We start from the raw sequence: 16,834 nt of genomic DNA, 5'->3' as shown, positions 1-16,834 counted from the left end.
GAATAAAAAAGTCGCTCCAAAATTTGGAGGTAATAAAATAATTACCTATCTTTGCGGAATATGGAGAAGATTGAGAAGATTTGGCTGACTGACGATGCGGTTTGGATTAGGGCTGCTGACGGACGTGAGGCATGCGAAAAGTTTAATGACTATCCTCGTCTAAGATATGCAACCAAAGAACAACGTGCAAATTATGAAGCTGATGAGTACGGACTGCATTGGGAGGACATCGATGAAGACTTGAGTTTTGAAGGGTTCTTTGATAAGCGGGAGACGACGCAACTCTACAAAGTCTTTATGGCTCACCCAGAGTTGAATGTCTCTGCTATTGCACGCCGTTTGGGAATTTCTCAGAGTCTAATGGCGCAGTATATCAGTGGTAAGAAGAAGGCTAGTGAAGCAAGGGTCACGATGATTCTTGATACAGTACGCGAAATAGGCCAGGAATTGATAGCGGTATAATTGACCGCATCGTCTATCAGCTCTAAGGCCTGACGGAGCCATCAAGGGACTGGTACCTATTTCACCCTATTGCATAACAAAAGTAGAAGAATAAAAAGTTTCTCCAAGATTTGGAACTTTCAGGAAAAGTTCCTAAATTTGCACTTGGATGAGAGTTCTTGCTTCGGCAAGCGTCTTGGCTAACCAAGCCGAGCGGCATATAGGCGCGATAACATCAAGCTCCGCAACCGTCGATTTATAAAGCCGTTGGTCGAGTACCTACGGCTTTAATTCATTTATGATGGTCTGTCTTCAAAAACACTGGCTTACATCTGATTAGCAATCTCCAAGTTGCGCTTCATGTACTGCGCAAATTCGCTCGAGCTTATCGGCGATTGCTGCGATGCTGCTATTTTCCGCATCTTGCGCTCTGTTGCTTCTTTGTGGAACTGGTTGAGAAATATCATAACTTGAAAGTAGAAACAAATACTGTTTTGCTAAGAAGATCACTGGGAAACAGGGTAAGCTTGTTGCTGCTAAGATACACTCTTCTGCTGGTCTTCATTAGCCCAGCGCTCAGCTACTCTACGTTCCCATTCGCGTTTGATCTCCAACGAATGATTCCATCGACGTAAAGCCTCTTCGTGTGTAATCTTTTTAATACTCATAAAGGTAATCCATTTGATTTCAATTGCAAAATTAAGAATAGTTTTCGAATAAACAAAAAAGATGAGCGTTTGAATGAAGCCATGGAATGGATTACACTCTCTGGCAAGTCCCTCTTTTGCTTCAGGAGCATAGGTAATGGCGTATTTCATCAGAGTGAGTTTAACCAAGCGTTCATGTCATCTTTGTTCGTAAAGGTGGTGCCTTTACCATCTGCAATATCCTTCTCTGCACGCTCAATCTTTGCGAAGAATTCTTCTTTCGTCATCAAAGAGGAATCTTCCTTCTCTGTCGCCAATTTGCGCAGGTATTTGGCTGCTCGTTTCAGCAGGTTCTCATCTTCAGCAATAATGCTCATATTGCGAAGAATCTCGGCAAGCATTTGTGTCGCAGTCATAGTCGCATTATTATCTGCTGCAAAATTAAGAATAGTTTCCGAATAAACAAAAAAACAAGATAGAATGAAGATCTCGGGCTTATTCTGCTGTGACCAATACGGTGGCGTAGGCAGAGATGCCTTCTTCGCGACCGGTGAAACCGAGTTTCTCGGTGGTGGAATATCATCCATCTTGGATTGAAGGTTGAGGAAGGTAAACCAGAATAATCTAATATTATTGCAAAATACTAAGGAACTCGACTTCATCATTCGCTCGGTCTGCCGCTTCGCTCGTCGAAGAACTACGACATCAAGTATCGTATGGGTGATGAACTAAATAATAAAAGATGTAGGAAAAAGAGCGTAAAGTAAAAAGATATTCGTACTTTTGCAGCAACCAATTATGGATATAAAAAAACCCGGATTCATCACCAGCATCTAATATCTGGGAGAGGAACTACCGGGACTGCGTTGCAAAGCTACAAATAATTATGGAAATAAACAAGAATTTCTTTGAAAAAGTTTTCTCAACGAAACGAATGGAGCGATATTTTGCTCTCTATCCTAATGACGAGGCTCGTGCCATTAAGCATTATGAATGCAATTTGATGTTGTCAGAATCATTATACACAAGCTTGTCAGTATTGGAAGTAACGTTGAGGAATGCACTATGTCGTGAATTGGAGACTATGACAGGACGAGAAGACTGGTATGCCATATTCCCTTCAACGCCAGGATTACGCAGCCTAAACAAATATATAACAGAAGCAGCACAGCATATTTCTGCGCGACACGAACAAATAACACCCTCAAAAATTGTGGCTGAACTTACTTTGGGCTTCTGGGTGTCATTGCTGAATAGCGAATACGAACGTACTCTATGGCAAGCACTTCGTCGTGCTTTCCCATATATGCCACGGCAGGAGCGAAAACGACGTAACGTTTCTGCACCACTTAACCTGTTCAGGCGTTTCCGTAACCGAATCTTTCATAATGAGTCCATTTGTTGGAATTTGAATCGAGTAGAGGAAATACATGCTGAAATTTTGAAGGTAATTGGATGGATGAATAGCGACTTGCCTGAATGGGTTAGAGAGCAAGAACATTTTAGTCACGTTTGTCGTGAAATCCGAAACCAAATGGAATGGAAATAGTGGAATATGTGACAAGTACCAGACATCTGTCGTATCCGACGACATTAAGTATCGTATGGGTGATGAGTTGGGTAGCCAAGAATAATTATTTTTTTTCTTCAAAAAGACGATATTTTACGTCAAAATGATGTCAGAATGAAATATGTTGCTTATATTTGCAGCGTGAAACGATTAAAACGACAAAGATTATGGCACAAGTATCAATGACCGTAAGGATGGACGCACAGCTGAAACAGAACTTCGACGCACTATGTGCACGTATGGGCATGAGTGTAAATGCTGCTATCAACATCTTCGCGAATGCCGTAGTAAGGACACGAAGCATTCCTTTCAAGATAAGTGCAAATCTCCCAGAAGTAGAAGACCAAGCTTTAAGAGAATTCCGTGAATTCAAGAAAATGGTTGCTGCCAGTGACAGACCAGAACTCACACTCGACGAAATCAACGAGGAAATACGATTAGCGCGTGAAGAAATTGTTGCACGTGAAAAGGCAACGTTATGATTAAAGCAGTTATAGATACAAATGTAATTTTCATCAGAGTGAGTTTAACCAAGCGTTCATATCATCTTTGTTCGTAAAGGTGGTGCCTTTACCATCTGCAATATCCTTCTCGGCACGCTCAATCTTTGCGAAGAATTCTTCTTTCGTCATCAAAGAGGAATCCTTCTTCTCTGTCGCCAACTTACGCAGGTATTTGGCTGCTCGTTTCAGCAGGTTTTCATCTTCAGCAATGATGCTCATATTGCGAAGAATCTCGGCAAGCATTTGTGTCGCAGTCATAGTCGCATTATTATCTGCTGCAAAATTAAGAATAGTTTCCGAATAAACAAAAAAACAAGATAGAATGAAGATCTCGGGTTTATTCTGCTGTGACCAATACGGTGGCGTAGGCAGAGATGCCTTCTTCGCGACCGGTGAAACCAAGTTTCTCGGTGGTGGTAGCCTTGATGGAGATGTCATCGATGTCGCAGCCGATGATCTTGGCCATGCACTCTTTCATGGCTGGGATATGAGGGTTCATCTTTGGACGCTCGGCACAGATGGTGGCATCGATGTTTCCCAGTTTGTAGCCTTTCGTAGCTATCAGCTCGATGGTCTTCTTCAGGATAATCTTACTGTCCATGCCATCGGTCTCGGCAGAGGTGTCGGGGAAATGATAGCCTATGTCGCGCATGTTGGCTGCACCCAGCAGTGCATCGCAGATGGCATGAATCAATACATCGGCATCGCTATGGCCTAAAAGTCCAAGTTTGTGGTCAATCTTGATGCCGCCCATCCAGAGATCGCGTCCTTCTACTAACTGATGGACGTCGAATCCAAAGCCTACTCTTATTTTCATTTAAACAGGTCTTTAATGCCGTCCATATCGAAGGCAAGGGTGAAACGAAGTGTTTGGTCGAGAGGGTTAGACTGTGCTGTAGAGATGACGTAGCCTACATCGAGTGAGAATACATTCATACGGAAGCCGCCGCCTACAGTGAAGTACTTACGGTTGCCCTTTGATTCTGACTCGTGGTGATAACCGGCGCGGAGTGAGAACTGATCGTGATACACATATTCGGCACCTACGCTCCACTGTATCTCTTCCATCTCTTCCTTGAAACCGCCAGGAGCATCACTAAAGCTCTTGAAAATACCGGATATGCTGCTCACATCGGAATATTCACGTCGAACACGGTCCTGATAGTCACTGTTGTTCTCATCTACTCCCTGAACAGGAACGGTGGGAACCAGCAGCTTGTTGGCATCGGCAGCTATGGAGAAACGGTTCCACTCATCTACAGGAACCATCAGCGATGCACCTAAACGAAGGTTGGCAGGAATGAACTGGCTTTCTTCATCGCCATAATAGGAAATCTTGCTACCAATGTTGGTGGTGGTGAGACCGAGACCTAACTGGCATTCGCGATTGCCCATCATTATATAGTTGTTATAATAGAAGGCAATGTCGGCAGCAAAGGCAGAGGCCGGTTTTGAGTCTTCGCTGTAGTCATAGCGCAGGTCGGAATAGATCCAACGCAGACCGACACCAAACGAGAAGGTCTCACTGAGCATCATAGAATAGGCGGCATCGAGCGACATCTCATAGGGCTTTACTGTCATTGAGGCATCTTCGCCATTGATGTCGGTATATACTTCACCTAAAGAGAAATAGCGCAGTGAGCCTGACAGCGCACCACGATCGCCAATGCGATAGTAACCGGCTACATAGGCCAGGTCGATATCGTTTACCAGTTGGCGGAGCCAGGGGGTGTAGTTGAGTGCGATACCTGCACGACTGATGCAGAAGGGATATTTTGCCAGGTTCCATGCCTGTGAGTTGACATCGGGGTCGGTGGCACAACCTACATCGCCCATACCCGCAGCACGGGCGTCAGGCGCAATGGTCTGAGAGATGACAGCGTGTTCAACGGGATTGAACGTGCTGGTCTTGTAGTCGTCAGCATAGACCAGCTGGGCAAAGAAAACCACAGCAATGGTCAGAAAGAGTTTGGATATTGTTTTCATTATCTTTATTAACGTGCAAAGATGCAGAATTATTATTTTGTGATGATCAGCTTTTGGGCTTGTGTGGCCTCTTGGCTGCCATTTGAACTAATGCGCACTCTATAAAGATAGACACCTGGGCGTAGTCTGCCACCATGGCTACCGGTGAGATTCCAGTCTATGGCATAGGTGTCGTCGGTAGATACACCCGATTCTGTCTTTGTCCAAAGAATGCGTCCTGAGGTGTCGAAAATCTCAAGTGTGACATCCATCTGACTGCCTGTGCGGTCGTGACTGATAAGGAAACGGGTTGTGCTGTTGGCCGGATTGCGAGTGCAGACAATGTTCAGCAATACGGGCTTGAGTTTTGAATTGACACTGAACGACAGTTCGGCAGTAGATGAGTTGTTCAATACGTCCCAGGCACGGAACAACAGTTTGTGATTGCCATCTTCAAGCTCTGGCAGGCTATAGCCAACGGTACCACTGCTGTAGTCGCCGAAATCATATCTGAAATAGTTGTTCAGGATATAGGTGCGCGACAAGTCACCATCGATAATCAGTTCCAGGTCGTGACCGATTCCGCTACCGGCAGCATTGATGCCGTCGTTGTCGCTCAGTTCGGCATAGAAATAGGGGGTGCTGTTTACTTCACCGCCATTGACAAACGAGCGTGAGTTCAGGTAACAGTAGATATTTGGACCAATGCCGTCATTGGCTTTTTCTTCTGTTCCACTCATGATGAAGCCTTCCTGTCGGCCGTTGGCCAGAAGTTTCTTGGTGTTGTTGACAGCATATACCAGCATGCGCCCGCTGTTTTCGCTATAGCTGATGTCACGGGGTACGGCAAAGGTGAACTTGAAACGTCCGTTTGCCACGCTGTCGCTACCGTTGTAGATGGTGCTGGGACGGTCCAGGTAGGTCATGGCTATTTCTTCACCATTGTTTCTCTTACAAACGATTTTCTCTTCCACATCACTAACGGTGATGGTGGCAACGCCATTGAAGTCTTCATGCCCGTCAATGTGTCCGCTGATGGTCACCAGTGAGCCGGAACTGAGTTTCTGCTCTGGGGCTGATACCGGCTGTCCGTTGATGCTGTCAACCACTGCTTTCAGGGTGGGGAAGGCCAGTGCCAGTGCAGGATCGCCCAGAAGAGAGTAGTTTATCTTGTTGATCGTGGTGTCGTATTTAGAACTGATCAGTTCGTTTTTAGTGAGACGGTTGGCCTCACCGATGGTGACACGCTTGCCTGTTATGCTGTCGATAGTGAGTACGTGCTTCATGAAAATGCGGTTGATAATCCTGTTTTTGTCGAGGAATACCGTACGCGACGTTCCGTAGAAAGCAATAGCTCCGCCTTTCGGGTTCATAAGGGCTGTTTCACCGATATTGCTTACCTGTCCGTCGAAGGGTGCGATATCGCAGGAGGCGGTGAGCCAGAAAGGCAGTCGCATAGATGTGGTCTCGGCGAAATCGTTCAGTTTGAGTACCTGCTCGTGCGACATGCAGTAGGCTGCACCATGACCGCTATAGTTCATGATCAATGCACCGTCGCGCATCTGCTGCTTCAGTAGTCGGGTAACATCGGGATAGCCATTGCCTGTGGCGGATACAACACGATTGTAGGCATCCCAATAGACTTTCTTGATGTTGAATGACGGATGCATACTTCTTGTCAGTTCGGCAGCCTCTTCAGCACATTCCATGTGTTGGTTGTTATCGCCGTCATCACCCATGAAGCAAAGGGTGTTCTGCCAAGCTCCGGCATACTCGTTGGTGGCATAGCTGATGATCTTGTTGACAACGATTTCTGCCTCAGCAGCCGAACGGGCAGGAATACGGCCTACTGCCATATCGGGCTTGCCCATATAATTGTCTATCCGTTCGTTGTCATCGAGCAGACAGAAGAAATCATCACTTACATAGCAGTAAACCTCACTGAAGGAGTTCTCACTCTCATAGCAGAGCAGGAAATCTTCGGGTACGGTAGATTTCCAGTCACTGATCAGCATTCGGTTGTCCCAGGCACAATCGCCCATCAGCAGCAGGAATCGGGGCATGTCGGCATCGCTGTCCGCACGGTCGTAGAGCATTTTAAGATAGCGGCGGTAGGCGGTGGCATCAGGTGTTCCGCTGGAGAACTCGTTGTAAAGTTCGTTGACGGGAATGATTCTTACGCGAAGACCATCGTTCTGTTCATGGAAAGTCTTGAGCCGTTCTGCCTGTTCTTTTAGTTTATTGCTTTCTGGAATCAGAATGACCATATCGGTAGCTTTGTCGGCATGGCGGTCCTGATTGGTAATCTCGTTCTCAAATGTTGGTTCGGGAATTGAAGCCATATCGGGCATAGAACGAGGCGAAGTGTAGATAACGGTGATATTGTCAAGACGCATATTGGTGTTTGTACCCGCAGTCTTGGTGATCGTTATGGTGTTTTCGCCTTTGTTTACGCTTGTGCTATTGAATTTCCAGGTGTAGCTGGCCACATAGCTGTGGGTGGACTTCGTGAAATAGCTCACTCCCTGACTTACCGTAGTGGCATTGACAACAATAGAACCGATGTTAGTGCCGTTGACGGCTACATTGGCAGAGCAATAGCCGTTGTAGGTCATTGTGACGTTTATGGATGCTACATCCTCATGAGAAGTAAAGGTATAGCTGTTGCCACTCGTACTGATGGTTGCTTTCTCGTAGAGGTTGCGTCCACCATGATACCAGGCAAACTCTTCGGGCTCTATGATAGAGTGATAGTTGTTGGGGTGGTCAGTGAAATTAGTGCGGAACTGTTCCTCGTCAATAGTCAGGGGATTATTGTCGTTCTCTGTCAGGAAATAGTATCCTTTTGTCGAATAGTTGTTACGCTGTCGTTGGATGTCTTTTGCTGTTCCCCAGTTTACTGGACCTACGGCAAAGAACAGTCGGTGACCATCGATGGTACAGGTGGGAACTTCCTGTAGGTCGTCGGTCGTGGTGAGATAGTCTTGTGTGAGCACTTCAGGTTGTAGTCCGCCGCCATAGCCATAGACCTTTACTTTAGAAAGGTCAGAGAAACCAGCCTGTTGAATCAGACTGTTGGTAAGCTGATAAACGCCTGTTTCCGGAATACTGATTCTTACCCATCGGCCGCTTGCCAATACAGAGTGGTCTGCATACCGCCCGTTGGCTGTGCTGGCACGGCGTGGTGCAAGATTCTTGCTGACGGGCTTGCCGTGGAGGGCAAGTTTGAAACTAACCAGTTTCTGAAGTTTTCCTTCACGCTCTACAAGAGGAATGAACGATACGCACAGTTTACCTTTCTTACGGTCCACTGCTAGATACTGGCTGACGGCCGGCAGTTCTGGCAGTTTCTCGTTGCTGATATGATGATAGCGCATCACGTCGGTAGGCGTCATGTCGATGAATTCAGGATATTCTATAGCCACTTCATAAGTAGAGTCGGCATAGTTGGTCCCCAGGTCGAACTGGTGGTTGAACACAGGCAATAGTGTGTCAATCTTGACATCGCTTGCTGTCAGGTTGAAGAACTCTTGTGCCGAAATATTTGTGAGGGCACATAGAAGGGCTATAAAGATCAAGGCGTACTGTTTCATATCGATATAATAACGGAATAATATATATATTATTGTGTTTGGTTAAAAAAGCGAAAGATGCATAATGTGCATGGGGATTTTTGTGTACCTTTGCCGTCAATGTATAGTAATTTCTCCCTTTCACTATTGGAGTGGTATCAGCAGAACGGTCGCGAACTGCCTTGGCGGTCCACCCGTGATCCCTATGCTATTTGGCTGAGTGAGATAATCCTCCAGCAGACACGTGTGCAGCAGGGATGGGCCTATTGGGAACGTTTCATGGAGCGTTGGCCCACTGTTGAGCAACTGGCTGCGGCCAGTGAGGATGAGGTGTTGAGGCTTTGGCAGGGACTTGGCTATTATTCCAGAGCCCGAAATCTTCATACTGCAGCCCGGCAAATCGTTGAAATGGGCGGCTTTCCCGCTTCTTACGAACAGATTCGTTCTTTGAAAGGGGTTGGCGACTATACTGCAGCAGCGATAGCTTCGCTGGCCTTCAATCTTCCAGAGGCTGTGGTAGATGGTAATGTCTATCGCGTATTGTCAAGGCATTTCGGCATTGATACTCCTATTAATACCACACAAGGAAAGAAAGAGTTTACAGCCTTGGCCCGTCAACTGCTTCCCGCTCCAAAGGCAGCCGCTTACAATCAAGCCATCATGGATTTCGGAGCTATTCAATGTACGCCCCAGTCGCCCCGTTGTGATCAATGTCCGTTGCAGGAATCGTGTGTGGCTTTCCGAGAGGGGAGGGTAGAAATGCTGCCTGTGAAATTGCGAAAACTGGAAGTGAAAGAGCGCCGCCTCGCGTACGTATATATAAGGTGTAATGGCGAAACGGCTATTCGTCGGCGTGGAGCTGGTGATATTTGGCAAGGACTATGGGAATTTCTGCTGGTGAAAGATGATCTCGCTCAAGTATCTGTGAAGGATGAGCCTTCTAATATATCTGTGAAAGAAAAGCCTTCTCAAACATCTGTGGAGGTAGTGGGTGCTCAGGCATCGGCAATAACTTCTCAATTCTCTGATTTATTGAAAGATGCACTGCCTGTGGTGAAAGGCTTCCGTCATGTGCTGACTCATCGTGTTCTGCTTTGCGATTTCTATCTGTTGCAGGCCGAAGAAAAGCCTTTGCTGCCCGAAGAATATATTTGGGTGCGAGAGGATGAGCTGGACCGTTATGCCTTGCCAAGAATGATTGAACTGTTACTGAAAAAACTTCCTTGATAGACATAAAAAAGGCGCGCTTCAACAATGAAACGCGCTTTAGGGGTGTTCTTAGTATAAATTTAAGGATAAATAGGTTGGTTCAACTATTGCAAAGGTATATTATTTTTCTTGTTTACACAAATTATTTCTCCTTTTTTTCTGTTCTCACAGGCTAAATAATTTCCTTATAGCCTTGTTTGCTCATTTGTTCGATATATTCACTGGGTTGAATACCAAATTCTTTCTTGAAACAAGTGGCAAAATACTTCGGGTCCTTGAAGCCAACCCTATAGGCAAGATCGCTGACGCGAAGATCGTCTTCTTCTTGGACAATACGCTTGGCTTCTTTCATGCGGATGTCACGAATGAAGGAGGTTACGTTCATGCCGGTGATAGAGCGCAGCTTGTTGTAAAGGGTGGAAGCGCTTGCTCCCATCTCATTGGCAAAGGCATCACGGTCAAAGTCGGCATCGTTCAGGTGAGCATACACACAGTCGATAGATTTGCGGAGGAATTCCTCATCGGGGTTGGGAGCCGTTTGTGGCGTTTTCTGCCGGCTCTCCTCGATGGTTTGTGACTGGAACTCACTCTTTATTCGTTTTCTGTTCTCAATGATGTTGTTGATGCGCAACTCCAAATCACCTATCTTAAAGGGTTTGGTGATGTAGGCGTCGGCACCAATCTTTATGGCTTCTTTCACGTCATCGTCAGTAGTCTTGGCGGTGATGAGGATAATGGGCAGATGACGGAAGTTGGCTGACTCTTTGATGTGACGGGTCAGTTCAATACCGTTCATCTCGGGCATCATCACATCCGAGATAATCAGGTCCAGGTCTTCCTTTTGTATCACCTCTAAGGCCTCTTTACCGTTGCGGGCAGTAAATATTCTATACCGCTTGGATAAAAGTGTGCTCATCACCATCAGCAGCTCGTTGTTGTCTTCAACGATGAGCAGATGATAGTTGTCCTCGTCCGTAGCCTCTGGTGTTTCTTTCTGGTCGAAAATATCCTGGCGTGATATCAATTCCTCCAGATCGCTGATGTATGACAGGGGTTCGTTGGGAATCAGCTGGTTTACTTCGTCTCTCTGCGAGATGGCATACGCTTCCTTGTTGATTGGAATCCTGACTGTGAAGGTTGTGCCTTTCCCTTCCTTGCTCTGACATTTAATGGTACCTCTATGCAAGTAAACAAGATCGTGAGTGAGCGCAAGTCCCAGACCTGTTCCCATAGCGTGCATCTGTCGGTAGTCACCGTCGAAGAAAGGATGGAACAGTCTTTTCATTTTTTTTGCAGAAATACCGATTCCATCGTCTTCCACCTTTATTATAATAGAGTCGAAATTGACACTTGTATGAATGGTTAGTTTAACATGCCCCTCCTCATGTGTGTATTTTGCTGCATTCGACAGGAGGTTGTAGATAATTTTATCCAGTTTGTCAGGATCTATCCATCCCATCATGGATTTTGGCTCACACTCAATGGAGAAGTGAATATGTCGTTTGCTCATGAGTGGCTGAAGGCACAGTGCTGTTTGTGTGATGTGCTGAACAACATCGCCTCGCGAAACGAGCAAACGCAGTTCTCCTGCCTGCGATTTGCTGGTTTCAAGTATTTCCTGAAGCAGTCGCACCATGCGGTCGATGTTCAGTTCCATCAGTGCATAGTCCGACTTGAATCGTGGTTCCTGTTGTCTTATCTGTTCTACAGAAGCCGAAATAACAGTGAGTGGAGTAAGCAGTTCGTGGCCAATATTAGTGAAAATGCGCTCCATCTGTTCGCGGTTGCGTAGGCGCACACTTCTTAAATACAATTCTCTTGTAGTCCATACTAAAAGGGCTGCCAAGAGTACCGCTATTATTATAAATATGGTGTTAAGGGTTGAAAAAGGAATGTTGCTTAGCATTACTTTGTATATTTCTTGATTTGTTTTGTCGGTGCGAAGATAATAAAAATTAACCAAATAGGGAAATTTTTTGGTAAAAAACGTTCAATTGGCTCTAAAATCAGTGAAAAAATGTTCAAAAATCGTGATTTGAGCGATTTTTAAACCCTTTTTATCAAAAAATCGACACGCATTCATGGAAAATGTTGTATCTTTGCCATGCAAAAAGATTTTAATGGTTAAGGTTTATGGTTGATTAATTTAGTTTTAAAACGATAAAAGAGCTCCGCTGTGAAGCGTGGCTCTTTTAATTTTTTTATAAAAGTACCTGATACCGTTAATAATCGCTAATGAATTTTCCTTGTCTGCAAAAAGAATTGTACTTTTGAACCCACTAACTACTGTGGCCGTTTTTTTGTGCCTCTTATTGAATAATGTATAGAACAATAATCCTTAAATAAAGAAAGAATGAAAAAGATGATTTTTGCCTTCATGGCAGTTATTGCCCTGTGTGCTTGTAAGGGCGAGCGTGAGTATCTTGATTTCCGTGGTCTGTCTTTGGGTATGTCTGCCAAAGCAATGTGTGACTCGCTCCTGGAGCGTGGCTTTGCACTTGATTCTAACCTGACCGATAACTCCGTCTATGTGCTTTTCAATAATCAAGAGAACGCGCGCGTAGATATTACCATGCACAATGATACCATCAGCGACGTGCTGGAGAGCTACGAGGCTTCTTACAACGATTCTACCTTAGGCATTTATAATGCACGACATAAGGAGTTCACCGAGCTCTATGGATGGGCAAACATGAAACATGATGGCGATTTGCATAAGGAAGCCAATTTCCAGGTGGGCGACAAAGGCGGTTTGGAGCTGATTCTCCTCAACACCTATTCTCCTACAGTATCAGTTCGCTATTCTGTTGATCAGATAAAGTAATGGGCTTATTACAATTATAATATAGGATAAAAGAATACATCAAAATTGGAAATAAAAGAAAAATCCAAATTGGAATAAAAGAAAAATCCAATCAACGTGATGTTGATTGGATTTTCTTTGGTCGGGATTACTGGACTCGAACCAGCGACCTCGCGCCCCCCAGACGTGTGCGCTACCAACTGCGCTAAATCCCGATCCTTTAAATTGCAGTTTCCTGCATTTGCGGGTGCAAAGGTAGTGTATTTTTATGAAAGTGCCAAATATTTTTTCTTGTTTTTATCTTTTTTTATTCTTTTGGCCTTTCTCTTACTAATCTGTATAAAGTCAGGTCTTATTATTCAAACTCTTCCTCGTTGAAATCCTGGAAGAACTCTTCGTCTCCATCCATTTCTTTGAAGAAATCTTCTTCGCCTGTGTCTTGAACAGGCTTGTAGTTGTATTCCCTCCGTACAGGCGTGGTGCGCAATACAAAGTCGTTGGAATTGATCATAGGAATCACGAGTCCAAAGAATCCAACCGCACATCTTGCTCCTTCGTAGTGGAAGTTGTTGATGACGTACAGGGTAGAGTAGATAACGTGGTTATGATATTCCAAGCGGTTGTGCTTTTTGAAGGCTTTCAGAATTTCGGCATCTTCCGGAAGTTCAGAATTGCCAAAGATGTAGCCCAGGTTGGATACGGCATTGTCTATACCGTCCATATAGACACTGTCTGCCTGTCCTAAGCATTGGCCTATGTTGTCGTTCATCTGAGAGCGCATGTAGTTCTCAGAAGGACATGTGATGAAGGCAAGCAGTGCAATAAATCCAAGAATGAGGGCACAGACGAGTGTCTTTCCCAGGCATGTGTTCAGGAAAATGCTCAGAAGCGAATCTGTCTTTCTGTAGTTTCCGCGGTCAGACTGATACATAAGTTTAAATGTTTTTGTTGAGTGAGATGAGGTTCATGAACTCCTGGCGGGTCTTGGCCTGATTGAATGCGCCGCTGAAGTCGCTGGTGGTGGTAATGCTGTTTTGCTTTTCCACACCGCGCATCTGCATGCACATATGCTTGGCTTCGACCACCACCATCACGCCAAGGGGATGGAGGGTCTGTTCAATACACTCTTTAATTTGTAAGGTCATGCGTTCCTGCACCTGCAGGCGATGACTGAAGATATCTACTACACGGGCTATTTTGCTCAGTCCTGTGATGTAGCCGTTAGGGATGTAGGCCACATGCACCTTGCCATAAAAAGGCAGCATGTGGTGTTCGCATAGTGAGAAGAAATCAATGTCCTTTACGATGACCATCTGCGAGTAGTCCTCTTTGAACAGTGCGTCGGTAAGCACTTTGTGAGCATCCATCTCGTAGCCGCGTGTCAGTACCTGCATGGCTTTGGCCACACGCATAGGAGTCTTTTTCAAACCTTCACGGCTGGGGTCTTCGCCCAGCAGCTCTAAAACCCGCTTGTAGTGGGTGGCCAATTCGTCAAGGCCTTCTCTGAATTGTTCTTTCTCTGGAATGTACACTTCGAAATAATTACTGAATTAGTATAAACACTGAACTGTGATTCCGGTCAGTATTGCAACGTTATCTTTCCTTTTACGATGGTAGCTGCCGAATAGCCAAGTTTCTTCACTTCCTGTAGTGACTGGTGGGCTTCTTCGTAGGTGCGGTAATTGCCCATACGACAAATCCAGCGTGGGGAGTAGAAATGCACATAGACGGCTTCCAAGGGGAACAGCATTCTCAGCTGATTGCCTATCTGTTCTGCCTGTTGGCGGTCTTTGCGCGAGTTACCTCCGGCATAAACCTGTATGCGATAGCCGGTGGTTTTGTAGGAGTGACCGCTTTTCTGTGCGGTCGAGGTGGTGTCTGCAATATGCGTGTCGCCGGCACTGTGCTGTGCAGTGGCGCTGCTCTGGGCATCAACAGTTTTTGGGCGGTTGGTGTCCTGTTGCTTGGTTGTTGCAGGCGTTGTAGCGACTACGGTTGTTGCCTTCTTCTCAGAAGATTTCTGTGATGTAGCTTGAGTGACTATCTGCGGACCGTTTACCAGTTTGTCGATAGCCTCGTCGTGATGTACTGTCACAGTGGCCTCTCCCTTCGCCGTTTTCTGCAGACGCTGGGTAAAGGTCTGTGCACCAGCAGTAATACCGATGCACAAACCTATAAGCGTTGTTATGATGAATTGTTTCGTCATATTTTATTTCTTCCAAGCGTCGATGATGCCCTTGAAATCAGCGCACTTCAGTGAAGCACCACCGATGAGGCCACCGTCGATGTCGGGCTTGGCGAACAACTCAGGAGCGTTTGAAGCCTTGCAAGAACCACCGTAGAGGATAGTTGTGTCGTCGGCAACAGCCTGACCATACTTCTCGGCGATGATGCTGCGGATATAAGCGTGAATCTCTTCAGCCTGCTCAGCGGTAGCGGTCTTGCCAGTACCGATAGCCCAGATTGGCTCGTAGGCGATCACGATCTTGCGGAAGTCCTCTTCAGAGAGGTTGAATACTGAACCCTCGAGCTCGGCCTTTACTACCTCGTTCTGCTTGCCGGCCTCGCGCTCTGCCAGGCTCTCACCGATGCAGAAGATTACCTTCAGACCGTTCTTCTGAGCCAGCAGTACCTTCTCTTTCAGGATCTCGGGAGTCTCCTTGTAGTACTCACGACGCTCTGAGTGGCCCAGAATCACGTACTGAGCACCAGTGCTCTTTACCATCTCAGCGCTAACCTCGCCGGTGAAAGCGCCCTTCTCCTTGTCAGCGCAGTTCTCAGCACCCAGACCGATGATGTCCTGGTCGAGGAACTGTGCGATAGAAGCAAGGTGGATGAATGGAGTGCAGATTACTACACCACAGTTGGGCTTGTCAGCCTTCAGAGTCTCGTTCAGCTCCTTTGCAAGAGCAATACCGTCCTGGAGATTCATGTTCATCTTCCAGTTTCCTGCTACAATTTTCTTTCTCATTTTTTTCTTTTTATTATAAGGGTTAATAATAGTCAGTGTCCATGTGCGGTCGGCCACTACGAGGATGGTGAGTGGCAGCACAAACCACATTAGCAACTGGAGCATCTTGCCTGGTAGGCTGTCTTCCGGCATCTGTCCTATCTCCATCTCCTCCAGTTGAAGGGCAGTCTGTTCCTCTTCTATTACCGGCAGGTCGTTGTGGCTCCATTTTCTGATGATGACGCCGTCTTTCAGCAGCAGCAGACCGGGGTTACTGCGTATGATGGTCTTCAGCACCGTGCCGTCTGTCTGGCAGAAGTCATATTCTGCTCCCGTCATGTCGCGCCATCTGTTTATGGCTCGCTCGCCACTGGCAGTCATTCCGTAGAACGGATAGTTGTGCTCCTGGGCATATTCGTAGAGCTCGTTTAACAAGTCCAGTCGCGAGTCGTCGGCTCCTTCCAGATAGGGTGCTATCAACAGGAACACATAGCCCGAGTCGTTCAGCACCTCTTCGGTGATATCGCTCCCGTCGTCGGTCCGCTCTATGAAGAAGTCGGCATAGGGCGACTCTTCGCCTTCCATCATCTGTTGCCAGCCCTGTCTGAGGTCGGTTCCCACGTGGTAGGGACGGAAATCAAACAGTGGGAGGTAGTACAGGCATACCGTTGAGAGTCCTATGACAAACAGTGGTGTGTAGTTGATTACCAACCACTGATTGGCCTCTGTCACAAAGCGAAACATCTCTTTCGGCCAGCACATCACCACGATTGCGGCGCCCAGCAGTACTATATTCTTCAGTAGCGTCTGCCAATTGGTCAGCACTATTGCATCGCCAAAACATCCGCAGTCGCTGATAGGATTGGCCAGCGCCAGCCACAGCGTCAGTGGAGTCATCAGGGCCATCATGAGCACCATCATCTGCGATGTGAACCGCCGGCGAATGGCAAACAGCATGAAGATACCCAGGCAGAACTCTATAACGGCCATCAGTACCGATGCGCCCAACGTGGCTATTGAAGGCAGCAGTCCGCCCAAGTGCATAGCCTGCAGATAGTCTTCTATCTTATATTGCGTGCCCAGTGGGTCGATGGCCTTGGTAAAGCCGGAGAATATGAACACTGAGGCGAGCAGCAGTCGGCAGATGTTGACGGCTATTTTCTTCACCACGCTC

The 16,834-nt window shown here is 46.4% G+C and carries 17 protein-coding genes, 1 tRNA gene and 1 pseudogene; 5 read left to right on the top strand and 14 right to left on the bottom strand.

Annotation, left to right across the window (positions count from 1 at the left end):
* Window positions 1-60: 60 nt before the first annotated feature.
* The gene (locus L6475_RS12995) at window positions 61-462 is read left to right on the top strand and encodes a DUF2442 domain-containing protein (protein ID WP_237820714.1); all 402 of its coding nucleotides are present in this window, start codon (window positions 61-63) and stop codon (window positions 460-462) included.
* Between the two features lie 305 nt (window positions 463-767).
* Here the strand turns inward: L6475_RS12995 and L6475_RS12990 are convergent, their stop codons facing one another.
* From L6475_RS12990 to L6475_RS12975, 4 genes and pseudogenes are all read right to left on the bottom strand, one after another.
* Window positions 768-908: a hypothetical protein gene (locus tag L6475_RS12990; RefSeq protein WP_237820712.1), complete on the bottom strand. Its 141-nt coding sequence runs from the start codon at window positions 906-908 to the stop codon at window positions 768-770.
* A gap of 69 nt (window positions 909-977) precedes the next feature.
* A complete protein-coding gene (locus L6475_RS12985; protein ID WP_237820710.1) occupies window positions 978-1,277 on the bottom strand; it encodes a hypothetical protein in 300 nt (99 codons plus the stop codon).
* A complete protein-coding gene (locus L6475_RS12980) occupies window positions 1,259-1,504 on the bottom strand; it encodes a hypothetical protein (protein WP_237820708.1) in 246 nt (81 codons plus the stop codon). Before L6475_RS12980 ends, L6475_RS12985 begins: the two co-directional genes overlap by 19 nt.
* Before the next feature lie 79 nt (window positions 1,505-1,583).
* Window positions 1,584-1,664 (bottom strand): annotated as a pseudogene (locus L6475_RS12975) (2-C-methyl-D-erythritol 2,4-cyclodiphosphate synthase); the annotation flags it as partial.
* Window positions 1,665-1,974: 310 nt separating this feature from the next.
* Here L6475_RS12975 and L6475_RS12970 point away from each other — a divergent pair.
* Both L6475_RS12970 and L6475_RS12965 read left to right on the top strand, forming a co-directional pair.
* Window positions 1,975-2,637: a hypothetical protein gene (locus tag L6475_RS12970; RefSeq protein WP_237820706.1), complete on the top strand. Its 663-nt coding sequence runs from the start codon at window positions 1,975-1,977 to the stop codon at window positions 2,635-2,637.
* A gap of 188 nt (window positions 2,638-2,825) precedes the next feature.
* The gene (locus tag L6475_RS12965; RefSeq protein ID WP_237820704.1) at window positions 2,826-3,140 is read left to right on the top strand and encodes a type II toxin-antitoxin system RelB/DinJ family antitoxin; all 315 of its coding nucleotides are present in this window, start codon (window positions 2,826-2,828) and stop codon (window positions 3,138-3,140) included.
* 33 nt (window positions 3,141-3,173) lie between these two features.
* Here the strand turns inward: L6475_RS12965 and L6475_RS12960 are convergent, their stop codons facing one another.
* The 4 genes from L6475_RS12960 to porU all read right to left on the bottom strand — a co-directional run bounded on the left by L6475_RS12960 (window position 3,174) and on the right by porU (window position 8,719).
* The gene (locus tag L6475_RS12960; protein WP_237820702.1) at window positions 3,174-3,419 is read right to left on the bottom strand and encodes a hypothetical protein; all 246 of its coding nucleotides are present in this window, start codon (window positions 3,417-3,419) and stop codon (window positions 3,174-3,176) included.
* A gap of 79 nt (window positions 3,420-3,498) precedes the next feature.
* On the bottom strand, window positions 3,499-3,978 hold the full coding sequence (gene ispF / locus L6475_RS12955) for a 2-C-methyl-D-erythritol 2,4-cyclodiphosphate synthase (RefSeq protein ID WP_237820700.1): 480 nt from the start codon (window positions 3,976-3,978) through the stop codon (window positions 3,499-3,501).
* A complete protein-coding gene (gene porV, locus L6475_RS12950) occupies window positions 3,975-5,147 on the bottom strand; it encodes a type IX secretion system outer membrane channel protein PorV (RefSeq protein WP_237820698.1) in 1,173 nt (390 codons plus the stop codon). Before porV ends, ispF begins: the two co-directional genes overlap by 4 nt.
* Window positions 5,148-5,179: 32 nt before the next feature.
* Entirely contained in the window at window positions 5,180-8,719 is a 3,540-nt protein-coding gene (gene porU, locus L6475_RS12945; protein WP_237820696.1) for a type IX secretion system sortase PorU, read from the bottom strand.
* Window positions 8,720-8,818: 99 nt separating this feature from the next.
* Here porU and mutY point away from each other — a divergent pair, with 99 nt between their 5' ends.
* The gene (mutY, locus tag L6475_RS12940; protein WP_237820694.1) at window positions 8,819-9,925 is read left to right on the top strand and encodes an A/G-specific adenine glycosylase; all 1,107 of its coding nucleotides are present in this window, start codon (window positions 8,819-8,821) and stop codon (window positions 9,923-9,925) included.
* Window positions 9,926-10,079: 154 nt separating this feature from the next.
* Here mutY and L6475_RS12935 read toward each other — a convergent pair whose 3' ends face one another.
* Entirely contained in the window at window positions 10,080-11,720 is a 1,641-nt protein-coding gene (locus L6475_RS12935; protein WP_237820692.1) for a response regulator, read from the bottom strand.
* Window positions 11,721-12,260: 540 nt separating this feature from the next.
* Between L6475_RS12935 and L6475_RS12930 the strand changes: the two genes are divergently transcribed.
* A complete protein-coding gene (locus L6475_RS12930; protein WP_237820690.1) occupies window positions 12,261-12,731 on the top strand; it encodes a hypothetical protein in 471 nt (156 codons plus the stop codon).
* A 118-nt stretch (window positions 12,732-12,849) separates the two neighbouring features.
* Here the strand turns inward: L6475_RS12930 and L6475_RS12925 are convergent.
* The 5 genes from L6475_RS12925 to tpiA form a co-directional block, all read right to left on the bottom strand.
* Window positions 12,850-12,925: transfer RNA gene (locus L6475_RS12925), tRNA-Pro, on the bottom strand.
* 140 nt (window positions 12,926-13,065) lie between these two features.
* Complete coding sequence (locus L6475_RS12920) at window positions 13,066-13,641, bottom strand: hypothetical protein (RefSeq protein ID WP_237820688.1); 576 nt, start codon at window positions 13,639-13,641, stop codon at window positions 13,066-13,068.
* A 4-nt stretch (window positions 13,642-13,645) separates the two neighbouring features.
* A complete protein-coding gene (gene folE, locus L6475_RS12915; RefSeq protein ID WP_237824163.1) occupies window positions 13,646-14,236 on the bottom strand; it encodes a GTP cyclohydrolase I FolE in 591 nt (196 codons plus the stop codon).
* A gap of 53 nt (window positions 14,237-14,289) precedes the next feature.
* On the bottom strand, window positions 14,290-14,916 hold the full coding sequence (locus tag L6475_RS12910; protein ID WP_237820686.1) for an SPOR domain-containing protein: 627 nt from the start codon (window positions 14,914-14,916) through the stop codon (window positions 14,290-14,292).
* A gap of 3 nt (window positions 14,917-14,919) precedes the next feature.
* Window positions 14,920-16,827 (bottom strand): triose-phosphate isomerase, encoded by a 1,908-nt coding sequence (gene tpiA, locus L6475_RS12905; RefSeq protein WP_237824161.1) that lies wholly within the window; start codon window positions 16,825-16,827, stop codon window positions 14,920-14,922.
* Window positions 16,828-16,834: the final 7 nt, after the last annotated feature.

Source organism: Prevotella sp. E9-3 (assembly GCF_022024015.1).
In the GTDB taxonomy this organism is placed as follows: Bacteria; Bacteroidota; Bacteroidia; order Bacteroidales; family Bacteroidaceae; genus Prevotella.
This window is presented reverse-complemented; position numbering and strand designations above follow the sequence as displayed.

Coding starts and splice junctions, on each gene's coding strand:
- L6475_RS12960 (WP_237820702.1), bottom strand. CDS start 3,419: ATGACTGCGACACAAATGCTTGCCGAGATTCTTCGCAATATGAGCATC.
- ispF (WP_237820700.1), bottom strand. CDS start 3,978: ATGAAAATAAGAGTAGGCTTTGGATTCGACGTCCATCAGTTAGTAGAA.
- L6475_RS12910 (WP_237820686.1), bottom strand. CDS start 14,916: ATGACGAAACAATTCATCATAACAACGCTTATAGGTTTGTGCATCGGT.
- mutY (WP_237820694.1), top strand. CDS start 8,819: ATGTATAGTAATTTCTCCCTTTCACTATTGGAGTGGTATCAGCAGAAC.
- L6475_RS12965 (WP_237820704.1), top strand. CDS start 2,826: ATGGCACAAGTATCAATGACCGTAAGGATGGACGCACAGCTGAAACAG.
- L6475_RS12970 (WP_237820706.1), top strand. CDS start 1,975: ATGGAAATAAACAAGAATTTCTTTGAAAAAGTTTTCTCAACGAAACGA.
- porV (WP_237820698.1), bottom strand. CDS start 5,147: ATGAAAACAATATCCAAACTCTTTCTGACCATTGCTGTGGTTTTCTTT.
- porU (WP_237820696.1), bottom strand. CDS start 8,719: ATGAAACAGTACGCCTTGATCTTTATAGCCCTTCTATGTGCCCTCACA.
- L6475_RS12990 (WP_237820712.1), bottom strand. CDS start 908: ATGATATTTCTCAACCAGTTCCACAAAGAAGCAACAGAGCGCAAGATG.
- L6475_RS12920 (WP_237820688.1), bottom strand. CDS start 13,641: ATGTATCAGTCTGACCGCGGAAACTACAGAAAGACAGATTCGCTTCTG.
- L6475_RS12980 (WP_237820708.1), bottom strand. CDS start 1,504: ATGACTGCGACACAAATGCTTGCCGAGATTCTTCGCAATATGAGCATT.
- L6475_RS12930 (WP_237820690.1), top strand. CDS start 12,261: ATGAAAAAGATGATTTTTGCCTTCATGGCAGTTATTGCCCTGTGTGCT.
- L6475_RS12995 (WP_237820714.1), top strand. CDS start 61: ATGGAGAAGATTGAGAAGATTTGGCTGACTGACGATGCGGTTTGGATT.